At 58.2% G+C, this 14,112-nt stretch carries 8 protein-coding genes; 3 read left to right on the plus strand and 5 right to left on the minus strand.

All coding sequences use genetic code 11. From position 1 onward, the window contains the following. The first annotated feature begins 14 nt into the window (after window positions 1-14). Complete coding sequence (locus FDY93_RS09825; RefSeq protein WP_138235572.1) at window positions 15-419, plus strand: hypothetical protein; 405 nt, start codon at window positions 15-17, stop codon at window positions 417-419. A 17-nt stretch (window positions 420-436) separates the two neighbouring features. On the opposite strand, the gene fnr is transcribed toward FDY93_RS09825, so the two are convergent. From fnr to FDY93_RS09845, 4 genes are all read right to left on the minus strand, one after another. Next, window positions 437-1,174, minus strand: coding sequence for a fumarate/nitrate reduction transcriptional regulator Fnr (gene fnr, locus FDY93_RS09830; RefSeq protein ID WP_246068534.1), 738 nt, complete (start codon window positions 1,172-1,174; stop codon window positions 437-439). 95 nt (window positions 1,175-1,269) lie between these two features. Continuing rightward, window positions 1,270-2,670 (minus strand): oxygen-independent coproporphyrinogen III oxidase, encoded by a 1,401-nt coding sequence (hemN, locus tag FDY93_RS09835; protein ID WP_138235574.1) that lies wholly within the window; start codon window positions 2,668-2,670, stop codon window positions 1,270-1,272. Between the two features lie 125 nt (window positions 2,671-2,795). Beyond that, entirely contained in the window at window positions 2,796-3,704 is a 909-nt protein-coding gene (gene mmsB / locus FDY93_RS09840) for a 3-hydroxyisobutyrate dehydrogenase (protein ID WP_138235575.1), read from the minus strand. A 66-nt stretch (window positions 3,705-3,770) separates the two neighbouring features. Further along, the gene (locus tag FDY93_RS09845; RefSeq protein ID WP_138235576.1) at window positions 3,771-4,874 is read right to left on the minus strand and encodes an enoyl-CoA hydratase/isomerase family protein; all 1,104 of its coding nucleotides are present in this window, start codon (window positions 4,872-4,874) and stop codon (window positions 3,771-3,773) included. Between the two features lie 179 nt (window positions 4,875-5,053). On the opposite strand from FDY93_RS09845, the gene ettA reads away from it, so the two are divergent. Then, a complete protein-coding gene (gene ettA, locus FDY93_RS09850) occupies window positions 5,054-6,718 on the plus strand; it encodes an energy-dependent translational throttle protein EttA (RefSeq protein WP_138235577.1) in 1,665 nt (554 codons plus the stop codon). A 166-nt stretch (window positions 6,719-6,884) separates the two neighbouring features. Here the strand turns inward: ettA and FDY93_RS09855 are convergent, their stop codons facing one another. Further along, a complete protein-coding gene (locus tag FDY93_RS09855; RefSeq protein WP_138235578.1) occupies window positions 6,885-9,713 on the minus strand; it encodes a TonB-dependent receptor in 2,829 nt (942 codons plus the stop codon). Window positions 9,714-10,636: 923 nt separating this feature from the next. Here FDY93_RS09855 and FDY93_RS09860 point away from each other — a divergent pair. Beyond that, entirely contained in the window at window positions 10,637-14,059 is a 3,423-nt protein-coding gene (locus FDY93_RS09860) for a LamG-like jellyroll fold domain-containing protein (RefSeq protein WP_138235579.1), read from the plus strand. Window positions 14,060-14,112 lie beyond the last annotated feature (53 nt).

The following is a 14,112-nucleotide window of genomic DNA, read 5'->3' on the forward strand; positions in this document are numbered from 1 at the left end:
AAAGAGTAACCAACATGGATTCCCGTAAAGGCTATCTGCTGCCACTCGTTTTTCTCTCCGCCTGCGCCGCCAATCCGGCGCAGCAGCCGCTGACAGCAACCGGTACGCTGGTGCAGGAGAACGGCAAATATTTTCTGCTGGGGGAGGACAATCGGTATCACCTGAACCGTATGCCGCAGCTGAACTATGAAAAATACCTCGGCTACGAGCTGCTGATTCAGGGGGAGATTCCCAGTTACTGCCACCAGGCGTGGCAGGACTCCATCGTGAAGGTGCACGGCGGCGCAGAGATGGTGGACCTGAACCGGGTCGACTGGTCCGATTGCCTGGAGGCGAACAAGGTGAGCCTGGTGACCGCCGACGGCCCGCGCCTGGTGTACGACTGGGAAAAAATCGACCTGGAAGACTACTACTTCTGATTTTCCGCCCTGCCCGGTCAATCGCTGCAGCTGACGCCGGCCAGGGTTGCGAGGCCGGGTTTGTCGAGCAGGGTAATGGCTCTGCCCTGCACCTTGATCAGCTCTTGTTTCTGGAAGCGGGAAATCAAGCGGCTGACGGTTTCCGCGGTGAGCCCGAGATAATTGGCGATGTCGATGCGCGGCATGGTGAGGTTGAACTCGGTCGCCGAGTAACCGCGCCGCGTGTAGCGCTCGGAGATGTTGATCAACAGGGCCGCCAAACGCGCTTCTGCGGAGCGCTTGCCAAGCAGCATGACCACGTCTTTTTCCTGCCGCAGCTCCTCCGAGAAGAGATTGAAAATCTGCTTCTGCAACCCAGGCACCTGCTGCGCGAGGGTTTCCAGCTGCGCAAAGGGCAATTCGCACACGCTGCTGTTTTCCAGCGCCTCGGCATAGCTGGGGTGGGCCTGGGTGCTGTAGGCGTCGAGGCCGAGCAGTTCGCCCGGCAGCGCGAAGTGAGTGACCTGGGCGCTGCCATCGGCGGCGATGACCACAGACTTGAAACTACCGGAGCGGATGGCGTACAGGCTGGTGAATTTGTCGCCAGCGCGAAACAACTGATCGCCGGCTTTGATCACGGTTTTCTTGCGGGTGATCTGTTCGAGACGGTCAATATCCTGCGCAGTAAGGCCCGCGGGAAGGCACAGCGCCCTGACCGAGCAGTTGCTGCAACTGACCTTTGAGATCTGTTCCGCCGATTTTTTCTCATTACTCAAACCGATCACTCTCCCGGCGGCCACTCTAGTTACCGCTTTGCTGCTGAACCGCACCGCGTTGACTCCCTCTGGCAAATTGTATCCTCCCTGTCTAGTCATAACACCCGCGAATAGCGCCCGCCGCTGCCGCTGCGGTGCAGGTGCGCATCGAATGCGGCGGCCACATTGCGCAGGAACCAGCGCCCGCGCTCGCTGACGTGAAGACCAATCTCATCCAGCGCCACCAGACCGTCATCGACCATCGGCTGCAGGCGCGCCAGCTCGTCGTGGAAGTAGTGCTCAAAGGGCGCGCCGGTGCGCGATTCCACCGCCCCCCGCTCCACGCGCAACCGACACATCAGTTCCATAATGAGCCACTGGCGCAGGCGGTCGTCGTCACTCAGCTTCCAACCGCGGGAAATGGCGTTGCCACATCCGCCCACCGCCGCGGTGTAATCCTTGACGCCGTGCTGGTTCTGCCAGTAGCCGTCACGGCTGTAGCTGATGGCGGAGGCACCCAGGCCGATCAGCGCATCCGCCGGCATCAGGGTGTATCCCTGGAAGTTGCGCGCGAGGCGCCCTTCGGCGGCAGCTTGCGCCATGCCGTCGTCCGGCCGCGCGAAATGGTCCATACCGAGAAAGTGGTAGCCCGCCCCCGTCAGCCGCCGGGTGGCGGCAAGCTGCATGGCGATCTTGTCGGCAGGTGGGGGAATCAGATCCGAGCTGATCAGGCGCTGGGCCTTGAAGCGCTGCGGCAGGTGGGCGTAGTGGTACAGCGCGATGCGGTCAGGGGCGTGCTCCAACACAATGTCGATGGTCTGCTCCAGGCTCGTCACGCTCTGCCCCGGAAGTCCGTAAATCAGATCGTAGGAGATGGAACGAAAGCCCCGCGCCCGCGCACCCTCAGTCAGTGCAAGGACGTCTTCAGGGGGGCAGATTCGGTTGACGGCCCGTTGCACAGCCGGATTGAAATCCTGAATCCCCATGCTCAAGCGGTTGAAGCCGAGGCGCCGCAAGTTGTCCAGCGTGTGCGGTGCGAGGGTGCGCGGGTCCGCTTCCACGCTGTACTCAACATCGTCCCCGACCTGCAACGGGAAGACTTCACCGAGACCAAGGATCAACCGCTCAAGGTCGCCGTCGTTAAGGAACGTTGGGGTGCCGCCGCCGAGATGCAGCTGGGTCACAGGCGCCTCGACGACACAATCGCGATACCAGCGCGCCTCTCGCAACACAGTCTCCAGGTAACTCGCTGCGGAATCGTACCTTTTGGTGACAACCTTGTTGCAGGCGCAGAAGTAGCAAAGGGAGCGGCAGAATGGTATGTGCACATAAAGAGACAAGGTCTGCGCTTGTTGCAACGCCGCCCAAGGCGGCGCACCGGAGCTACCCCCGCGCGCGTGCATAGGCACAAAGCGGTCGGCAGAGGGGTAAGAGGTATAGCGCGGGCACGGGCCGGCATAGCGCTCCAAGAGCTCGGGCGTAAGCAATGCCGGCGAACTCAGTTCCGCAGTTTCCATGTCTATTTCCGTCAGCCTCCTGTTTTCACCTCGGTTTCTGACCTCGGTGGCAAGCAGGCGGAGGCTAACGGAGCCGCCGATTCACCTCTTGATCTGGATCAAGTCTGGGCAAAATTCACCCGCGCTCAATTGCCCACCGGGCGGCGGAACAGGTTCTGAATACTGGAGAAATCCAGCACGCGGTTGATGGGGTCGCCGCCGTGCAACTGGTACAGGTTTTTTGCCAGTGCCCCCAGTGGTGTAGAAGAAGCGCTGCCGGCGGCGGTATCCATGGCGAGCCCGAGATCCTTCAGCATCAGCGCCACGGAAAAACCGCCCTGGTAGTCCCGCGCCGCCGGCACATTGTCCATCACGCCCGGATAGGGATTGTATTTTTCCAGCGACCAGTTGCCGCCAGAGCTGGCACGCATGATGTCCGACAGCACTTTGGGGTCGAGCCCGTTATCCACCCCCATCTGCAACGCCTCGGCGGTGCCTATCATGTGAATCGCGAGCAGCATGTTGTTGCAGATCTTCGCCACCTGACCGCTGCCGGCGGGGCCCGCGTGAAAGATATTCGCGCCCATGGCTTCAAGTACCGGGCGCGCCCGCTCAAGCGCTTTTTCCTCACCGCCACACATAAATGACAGTGTCCCCGCAGCGGCCGCCGCGGTGCCACCGGACACCGGTGCATCAATTGCGTCGATACCGCGCTCGCCGGCCGCGGCAATCACCTGGCGGGCGTCGCTGGCGGAGATGGTGGAGCAGTCGATCAGCAGGGTTTTGGCATCCATCGCCTGCAACAGGCCGTGTACACCGAGATACAGAGACCGCACTGCCTCACCGTGGGGAAGCATCGACACCACCACATCTGCGCCGTTTATTGCGGCATGGGCGCTGTCTGCCCGACGACAGCCATTGGCGACTGCACTTTCCAGCATCGGTTTCGACACGTCAAACGCGGTGACTGAAAAACCGTGTTTCACCAGATTTGCCGCCATCGGCCCTCCCATGTTGCCGAGACCGAGAAAGGCGATTCTTTGTGACTGTTCCATTCTTTCAACTCCATTTCTTTATTATTTTTCCTAAGGGATGACTTCCGCCGCCGGCGGACGCGTCAATTACAGATCCTGCAGCGGACTTCGGCTCCAGGGCTCGGCGAAACACGCGTCCACCTGCGCGCGCGTAACATCTTCAAGCTTCGCCGGTTGCCAGCGGGGATTGCGATCCTTGTCGATCAACAGGGCGCGCACCCCTTCTTTTACCTGGCCATTGCTGCACATATTTACCGCAAGTGCCAACTCCATCCGCAGTACATCCGCGAGCGACATGTGTTTGCTGCGGCGCAGCTGCTCCCACACAATCCACGCAGTGAGCGGGCAGCCCGCGCACAAGGTTTTGGCCGCGCGCTGGAGCCATTCATCGTCGCCACTATAGTCAGCGATGGTTTGGTATACGTCGGGCAGCGTCGCGCCGTCGGTCAGTTCCTGGATCACATCGTAGTGGACGCGCAGATTCGGTGCCGGGTGTTCACCGGCGGGCATTTCCCGCGACTGGACCGCCTTGCTCACCAGTACATGGTTCTGATCCTCGTCCGCGGTGAATGTCAATGCGGCCAGTGCATCAAGCAGGGCTTCTTTACCGGCGGCGGGCAACAGGCGATCCGCCATACCGCAGTAAAGCGCATCTGTGCCATTGAACTGTGCGCCGGTGAGGCCCAGGAACAGGCCAGTGCGGCCCGGCATCCGGTTCAGAAACCAGCTGCCCCCCACATCGGGGAAGAGGCCGATGGTGATTTCCGGCATGGCCATACGGGTGGTCTCGGTGACGATGCGGTGGCTGGCGCCACTCATAATGCCGATGCCACCGCCCATAACGATGCCGCTGCCCCACACGACGATGGGTTTGGGGTAGGTGTGGATGCGATAGTCGAGGCGGTATTCGCGGGTGAAGAAGTCCTGCACGAACTGGCTGGCGCCCTGTTCGCCGTAACTGCCGGATTCCCGATACAGCGCCACCACATCGCCACCGGCGCACAGGGCCTTGTCGCCGGCGCCGTCGATCCAGATACAGGCCACAGTGTCGTCCTGCTCCCATTGATCCAGCTGCGCAGCCATCCGGTCGATCATGTCAAGATTAAGGGCGTTGAGGGCTTTGGGCAGATTGAGTGTCAATTTGCCGAGTGCGCCCTGGCGTTCGACGAGGACGGGTGATTCCTGGGTCATACTGGTTTCCGGTTGTTTGGTTTGGGGCAAAGTTAAACACAGATGGGTTGGTGGTGGCATTACCCCCGGCTTCCCGGCCCGCTTCCCCGCGCCTCACCGGAGCGTTTCTTCGCAGGTTGAAGTTTCCCGCCAACCTGATAACTTGCGCCCAAATTCTGACCGACTGGAATCGATCTCTAATGGCTGAATACGTCTTTACCATGAACCGCGTGGGCAAGGTTGTTCCTCCCAAGCGCGAAATCCTGAAAGATATTTCCCTGTCCTTCTTCCCCGGCGCCAAAATCGGCGTACTGGGCCTGAACGGCGCCGGTAAATCCACCCTGCTGCGCATCATGGCCGGCGTGGATCAGGACTATAACGGCGAAGCCCGCGCCATGCCCGGTATCAAGGTCGGCTACCTGCCCCAGGAGCCGCAGCTGGACCCGGCCAAGAACGTACGCGGCAACGTGGAAGACGGCGTGCGTGAGGCTATCGACGCCCTCGCCGGCCTGGAGCAGGTTTACGCCGACTACGCCGAACCCGATGCCGACTTCGATGCACTGGCCAAGAAACAGCAGAAATTCGAAGACATTATCCAGGCCTGGGATGCGCACAACCTCGAGCACCGTCTCGAAGTGGCCGCCGACGCCCTGCGCCTGCCGCCGTGGGATGCGGATGTAAACAACCTGTCCGGCGGTGAAAAGCGCCGCGTGGCCCTGTGCCGCCTGCTGCTGTCGCGCCCGGACATGCTGCTGCTGGACGAACCCACCAACCACCTGGACGCGGAATCCGTGTACTGGCTGGAGCGTTTCCTGCACGACTTCGACGGCACCGTGGTGGCAATTACCCACGACCGCTACTTCCTCGACAACGTCGCCGGCTGGATTCTGGAACTGGACCGCGGCCACGGCATTCCGTGGGAAGGCAACTACACCACCTGGCTGGAGCAGAAAGAGAAGCGCCTGGAGCAGGAACAGAAGGGTGAACAGGCCCGCGCCAAGGCCATGCAGAAAGAACTGGAGTGGGCCCGCCAGAATCCAAAAGGCCGTCAGTCCAAGAGCAAGGCGCGTCTCGCCCGTTTGGAAGAAATGCAGTCGCAGGAATTCCAGGCCCGCAACGAGACCAACGAAATCTACATTCCGCCGGGTGAACGCCTGGGCGACAACGTGATTGAATTCAACAACGTGTCCAAGGGCTTCGGCGACCGCCTGCTGATCGACAACCTGTCGTTCCGCGTACCCAAGGGCGCGATTGTCGGTATCGTCGGCGGCAACGGCGCGGGTAAATCCACCCTGTTCCGCATGATCAACGGCAAAGAGCAGCCGGATTCCGGTGAGATCAAAATCGGGGAAACCGTGCAGATCGCCAGCGTTGACCAGAGCCGCGAAAACCTGGACAACAACAAGACCGTGTGGGAATGCATTTCCGACGGCCACGACATTCTCAAGATCAACAACTACGAAGTGGGCTCGCGCAACTATATTGGCCGTTTCAACTTCAAGGGCAGTGATCAGCAGAAACGTGTGGGCGAACTCTCCGGCGGTGAGCGCGGCCGCCTGCACCTGGCCTACACCCTGAAACAGGGCGCCAACGTGCTGTTGCTGGACGAACCGTCCAACGACCTGGATATCGAAACCCTGCGCGCCCTGGAAGAAGCCCTGCTGAGCTTCCCCGGCTGCGCCATGGTGATCTCGCACGACCGCTGGTTCCTCGACCGCGTGGCGACTCACATCCTGGCCTACGAAGGCGACAGCAGTGTGGTGTTCTTTGAAGGCAACTACACCGAGTACCACGAGGACTTCGTGAAGCGGAATGGAGAGAATGCCACGCCGCATCGGATGCAGTATAAGAAGTTGAAGACCTGATAGTTCTTCGACCCACAGTAGAATCATGAAGCCCGCATACGCGGGCTTTTTTTATGTGCAATGACTGTGGAACTCGAGTTCAACACCATCCCTCAAAGCCCCGGCAACAAAAAAGGCAGCCCGAAGGCTGCCTGAAGAGGGTCACGATACCAATCAGAAAGAACGATTAAAATGAGTAACGGGCGCCCAGGGCGAAGGTGCGGCTGAAGATGGCGTTGCCCAGGTTATAAACCGACTGGTTTTCGTAGTAGCTACGATATTCTTCGTCGGTCAGGTTGGTCGCATCGAAGGTAACGACAAAATTGTCATTAACATCGTAGCTCGCCTGGAAATCCATGCTGACTTCAGCCTCGCGATATACGCCCAGGGGGTTCGCGAACGATCGCGCTTCGTAGTTCGCCAGGAAGTCATCACGCCATACGTAGGAAAGACGCATATCGAGGTCGTTCTTATCGTATGCCAACACAACGCTGTAGGAGGAATCGGAAACGCCGAAGATCGGGGTGTCATCCATTCCTATCAGCTTGCCAGTCAGGTCGTCGTAAATCGGTACTTCCTGCTCGGAGTCCAACATCGTATAACTGGCCTGAATCCCAAAACCGTCCAGCAGGCCCGGCAGGTTTTCCGGGAAGTAAGTTGCACCCAACTCCAGCCCCTGCAGCACACCGTTGGAGGTGTTGCCCGGGGTGGTCAGGATATAACGGGAGGGTTCATCCTCAGTTTCAGCCTGATGTGTAACGTAACTCTTCGCGTCGTAGAAGAAGCCTTCGATATCACGGCGGAATACCGTGCCATAGAGTGCACTTGCATCGGCAAAGTACCACTCCAGAGACAGGTCGTAGTTCTGGGATTCCACCGGCTCCAGATCCGGATTACCGGCCGTGGCGGTACCGTTGGCATCGGTTACCGTGGGAGAGTAATTGATCCATGGGTTCAGCTGAGTGAAACCCGGACGCTGCAAGGTACTGGTATAGGCAAAGCGTGCAATAAGATCATCAGTGATTCCATAGCGCACTGTGAAAGTGGGTAGCAGTTTGGAGTTGCTGCCGCTACCAGTCTCGGGCGCAGCATTGCCATTCTCATCAAGCTGGGCAACATCAAAGAACGTCATATCGCGAGAGGTGTGGACATAACGCACACCGAACTGGCCATCCAGGATATGGCCGGCGATATCAAACTCGTAATCCGCTTGCGCGTAAACGGAAGTGGTATCTTCATCCAATTCGAAGGTGGTCAAGGCCTGCTCTGCAGTCAGACCATAAAGCGCACGGAACTCATCGATGTTGTCGCGAATATAGTGCCCATTGGGCGCCGCCCATGACAGTGGGATATCCGCGCGACCATCGTAGAAATTCTTGTTGATGCTGACCAGGTTGTCATTGAACTCAGCAGCATTACGTCCCAGGAATCCTTCCTGCCCGCGAGTTGCTTCGGAGGCAAAACGCCCTTCATGACGCAAACCAAAGTTCACCAGATTGATCGGCCCCCAATCTACATCCAGCTCTCCGTCCAGCTTGAAGGTCACCGCATCGCCTTCGCGACTGCCGCCGTTGTCATACAGCTGGGCAACATTCCACTGAGCGGCATCGGTCAGGTCACTCTCGTCCACATCCGGTGTTTCCGGATTGTCGTAGAACTCCAGCGCCGGCTCCCCGTTGCCGGTATTGAAATCCACACCGAGACCATAGGCAACGCGATCAAATCGCATCGCGATGAAACTCTCTTCATAGGTACTGTCTTGATAGATCAGCTCGGAAGAAAGACGGAAGCTGTCGCTGATGTCCCAGTTGCCCCCCAAGGCATAGACAAAGCTGTCGGTTTTACCACTCAGGATGTCGCCGCTGGTGAAACCATAGGGTGCGGCCACATCGCGACTCTTGACCACATTGGTGCCATCAAACAGCTCAACTTCACCGCCCCTCGGCAGGTGAGAGTTGTCTCCCCACCAGTCCACGAAAGTGAAATTCAGGGAGTTGAATGACTCATTGCGATAGCCGTTATAAAAGGCTTCGAACAAGTACTCGGAAGTTTCATTCGGAGCCCACTGCAGGGAGATATTTGCGGCCGGGCGCTCACGCTTACCGGTAAAATCCGAGGCAAATACGGCATCACGCCCCAGAATATACTCAACCTCTTCGCCATTCATGGTCAGCGTAGAGCCTGCGCCATATGGCAAGCCACTTTCCAGGCCGGGCTCCCACACGGGGCTTTCGGCCACACGATCATCATCAGTCTGGATACGCTCATAAGGCACCCATCCCTCCGGCGCATCGCCGGTTACAAACGGAACCGCGGCGCCCGGAGTAATACTCTGGTCGCGATAGTTGGTTTCCGCGTAAGACACGTTCACCAGCGCGCCAAACTTGCCGAAGCCTCCTTCCCAGGAGTTGGCAAACAGGCCACTGAAGTTGGGATCCGTAGAGTCGGCCTGCTCTTGATAAATTCCGCGGCCAGCCAGTACCACTTTACTGCCGTCGAAATCAAATGGTCGGTTGGTGCGAATGTCGATCTGCCCGGCAATACCACTGGAAATCTGGGAAGCCGCGCGAGTTTTGTAAACTTCAACACCCCGCAACAGGCTGGCGGGAATATCGGCCAGCGCGACGGAGCGACCGGATGCCGTGAAAATCTGGCGGCCATTTACGGTAGTTGTCACATCGCTCAGGCCGCGGATGGCGACGGTAGAAACTTCGCCGGCTCCGCGATCTGTTACCTGTACGCCGGTTACACGCTGGAGGGCTTCCACTACGTTGTTGTCTGGGAATTTGCCAATGTCTTCCGCAACAATGGAATCCACAATCTGGAACTTGTCCCGCTTGATATCAATCGCTTTGGACAAACTCGCCCGAACACCTGTCACCACCACTTCTTCAAGTGCCGTTGACTCATCAAACTCCGCATCGTACTTAGTATCCTGAGCCTGCACTGCACTGCTCATACCGCCGAGTGCCGTTGCCATGGCGATGGACGAACTCAATAGGTGTCGCTTGAACATATTATCTCTCCCATCTTGGGTGTTTTTATTGTGTTGCCGAATTCCGGAGAGGGCGGGCACCGCTCCCGGTTTTTCCACGCTGAACCTCTGCGTGGGCTTTGGCCAGTGATCAGCCAGACGAGCGTGCCGGCCACTGGATGGCGGCGGGTCTCGCTCCGCTGACGAATCGCGGGCATCAAGGGATTAATCGCTCTGAGAGCACAAACCCCATTCGGTATCGGGCAGATGAGAGCCATACTGGCTGATTGGGCAGGCAACAGACGACTGATGCAGCCCCTGAAGGGCGCGGGGAAGCCGTCTCTCGCACATCGCTTGTCTTCGACTCTCTTATTATTCGGTGCTCATCTCGGCCAGGCCGGCTCGCACTCTCTTATATTCGGTGTCGGTCCTATGGCTGCCACGCAGTCGCTGCCAGACAGGGTCAGGAGTATTTACACCTATTTGTATTACTTTTTGGCATCCTAGCCCCTTAATTCGACCTCGTCAACGACGTTTTTTCGCTTTTTGTTATACAAAATGATATTTGAGAGTGAAAAATCGCCGAATCATACGCGTTGTAACCAGATTGCTTGGCTGGCAGCCCGGGAACCAACGACTTTCCTCCTATCTTACCGAACGACCTGCCAGAATGACGCACAATTCCTCATTAACCGTGCAATAAATCAACATCCACCGCAAGGCTTCAGCACTAAGCAGCATTACTCCCATACAGCAGCGGGAATTTTGCCCGTATATTCGTCACTCAATCAAAATATTATTGTAATACCATATTCTTATTGGCAAGATTCATGGCTACCCATGCCGGGGTGGCGGCGAAGCTGCTGCCGACACCGACAGCTCGCTGGGCACTGCGGTTTTGAGTGCGCACGAGGGGCAATAGCAGAGAGAAACTCCAGATAATAAATAAAAGAGGGATTCCCCCCATGAAAAGCAACCAGCGGGCCAGCTACCAGGCTCTAGTGCTATCCACCATTCTTTTAACCACAGGATGTCTTGACTCAGATTCCGGCGGCGGCGATGGCCCTATCGTCAAACCACAGCCCGATCCCCAACCGGAGCGCCCCAGGGTTCCAGATACAGCAGACCCCACCGCCGAAGCATCGGCAATCCTCTATAACGACATGCCTGTGCACGATCCCTCGGTAATCCGCGACGATGACGGTGTGTTTTACGTATTTGGCTCCCACCTGGCCGCGGCCAGGTCCCGTGATCTGATGATCTGGGAAGAGGTTGCGCCCGGGATAACCGCGGATACGGTCGACCAGAACAAACTGTTCAATACCTACTCCAGCGAAATCTCCGAAGGCATCGAGTGGGTAGGCGGCCACAAAGGATCCTGGGCTGCGGACGTAATCAAGCTGAACGACGGCAGGTACTATTTCTATTACAACCACTGCGCCAATCCCGAGAGCGAGACCGGCGACTGCAATACGCCCCGCTCTTATCTGGGGGTCGCGGTTTCTGAAAGCATTGAGGGCCCTTACACCGATCTCGGTATTTTTCTGCGCTCTGGCCTCACGGCCGAGGAAGTAGCCGCGGGCTATGGACCAGAGGGCTTTAGCGAAACCGAATACAACGCCTGGATACACCCCAACGCCATCGACCCGGATGTCTTCCACGATAAAGACGGCAAACTGTGGATGACCTACGGCTCCTATTCCGGCGGCATCTTCATTCTGGAAATGGACGAGACTACCGGCAAACCGCTCCCTGGTCAGGGGTATGGCAAGCACCTCACCGGCGGTGACCACAGTGCCATCGAAGGCACCTACATGCTGTACAGCCCGGAGAGCGATTACTACTACCTGTTTATGTCCTTCGGCGGCTTCGTCTCCACCGACGGCTATAACATCCGCGTAGCGCGCTCCAAAAACCCGGACGGTCCTTTCCTGGACGCCGAAGGCAATGACATGGTCGATGCCCGCGGCAATTGGGACAGTATTGCCCCCTACGGTGTGAAGCTGATGGGCGGGTTTGAATTCGAATCCGACGTGGGCGACACCGTGGCCAGCCGCGGTTACCTGGCCCCCGGCCACAATTCCGCCTATTACGATGCAAACACCGGCAAGCATTTGCTGATTGCGCATACCCGCTTCCCGAACCGTGGCGAACAGCACTCTGTGCGGGTGCACGAGCTGTATGTGAACGCCGATGGCTGGCTGGTGGCGTCGCCGCAGCGCTATGCGCCCATTGCCGGCGACAACATTGTCGACAGCAATGATCTGAACGGCACCTACAAGCTCATCAATCACGGCAAGGATATAAACCGCACCGCCAAGCCCACGCACTACGTCACCCTGAATGACGACGGCACGATCAGCGGCGAGGTCAGCGGTGAATATGCGCACAATGTAGAAAATCCGGAACGGATCAGCTTCACACTAAACATCGACGGTACAAGCGTCACTTATCAGGGGGTAACCCAGTGGCAGTGGAGCGAAGTGTCGGACAGTCTGGTACCGGTATTCACCGCCGTGTCTGGCAGCGGCGAGTCCATCTGGGGCTCGAAGATGGAGAGCCTGGCGGATTCGGAAGTGATGGCAAACATCAGCGACGCTCTTGTTCTGCCGGCCAGCAGCACCGATAACCGCCTGACCTTGCCCACCCGCGGGACCCGCGCCGCAGAAATTACCTGGGCCAGTAGCAATGAGCAGGTGATAAAACCCAATGGCGATGTGGTGCGCCCCAATGTCGGCGCCGGAGATCAGACCGTTACCCTGACCGCCACGATTGAGCTTAACGGCGCGACCAGCAGCAAGTCCTTCGACATCACCATCCCGCAACGACAGGCCTACAACCGCACCGCCTGGTTCCCATTTGAAAACAACCTGACAGAATCCGCCGGCCGTTTCGATCCGGCTACTGAGACCGGCGACCGGATCAACAGCACCGGCACCATCGCCTACGGCGCAGGTCAGGCTGGAGAGGCACTGCTACTGGATGGCAGCAACGGGGTGCTCTTGCCGGAAGGGCTGATCAACAACTACGAGTACACGGTTTCCTTCTGGGCCAACCCCAGTATTGTCACCGGCTTTACTACCGCCTTCTTCGGCGCGGTAAACGAGCAGATAGATGCGAATAACGCACCCTACTCCAACAACTGGGTCAGTTTCCTGCCCCAGAGCTGGGACGGCAACACCATGCTGTGGAGCGGCAGCGAGGTCTGGTTCGACGGTTCCGCCGGCGAGCGTATCGCTGAGGGAACCTGGACCCATATGGCCTTCTCCGTCAATAAAGGACTGGTGAATGTGTACCTGAACGGCGAGCAGAAATTCTCCGGAGGCAGCCTCAGCGATTTCTTCAGCAACAACACCGGAAAATTCGCCCTCGGCGTCAATTACTGGGATACGCCCTTTACTGGCATGATTGACGAGCTGAAGATTTACGAGGCCGCGCTGACTGCGGAAGAAGTCCGCTTCCTGGATATCGACAACAAATCTGATGCGGAGTTGTTGGCTTCCGCCGCAGCGATCCTCGATCTCGGCGACCTCTCCGCGATTGCCGAAAATATCCAGTTACCCGTTACCGGCCCATACGCCGCGGCCATTCACTGGACCTCGTCGGACCCCGCAGTAATCGAGGTATCCGGCGATACCGCAATCGTCACTCGCCCGCAAGGCACCGATGCGGAAGTTGCTCTTACCGCCATTGTGACCCTGAACGGCGCCCAGGAAACGAAGTCCTTCATCGCTACGGTGAAATCCTCCGGTCTGCCTGAACCCGTAGCCCACTATCGTTTTGAGCAGAATCTGGATGAAACCACCGGTAACTTCGGCAGTGGTACCGTGGTTGGCAAACTGATCAACGAAACCGGCGGAGCCATTACCTACGCCCAAGGTGTCATTGGCCAGGCTGCGGTATTCGACGGCGCTTCCGGTGTGGTACTGCCCGACAGCCTGATCGCGGATAACAACTACAGCTTCACCCTGTGGCTGAGCCCATCGGCGCTGACCGCCTATACCACCAGCTTCTTCGGCTGGGCCTCCGATTCCAGCTGGATCAGCCTGCTGCCCAACGGTTTCGGCAACGACACCATGTTGTGGTCCGGTACCGCTTGGTACGATGCCAACACCGGGGCACAGATTCCGCAGGATAACTGGAGCCAGCTGGCGGTAACCGTCAGTGGCGGGGACGTAAGTGTGTATATCAACGGTGAAAATGCCTTCAGTGGCAGTAACTTCCCGGATGTTTTCGGTCCTGCCGCCGAACGCCACTTCGCTCTCGGCGTAAACTTCTGGGATACACCTTACGCTGGCATGATGGACGAACTGAAAATCTACGCGGACGCGATCCCGGCATCTGATATGGTAAAACTCTACGAAGCAGAATTGCTCGCCGAGCAATAAGCTGCAGCGGCAAGGGTGCTCTCACGAGCGCCCTTTTCCAGCATCCAACAGGA

The organism is Microbulbifer harenosus (assembly GCF_005771435.1).
GTDB classification, from domain to species: Bacteria; Pseudomonadota; Gammaproteobacteria; order Pseudomonadales; family Cellvibrionaceae; genus Microbulbifer; species Microbulbifer harenosus.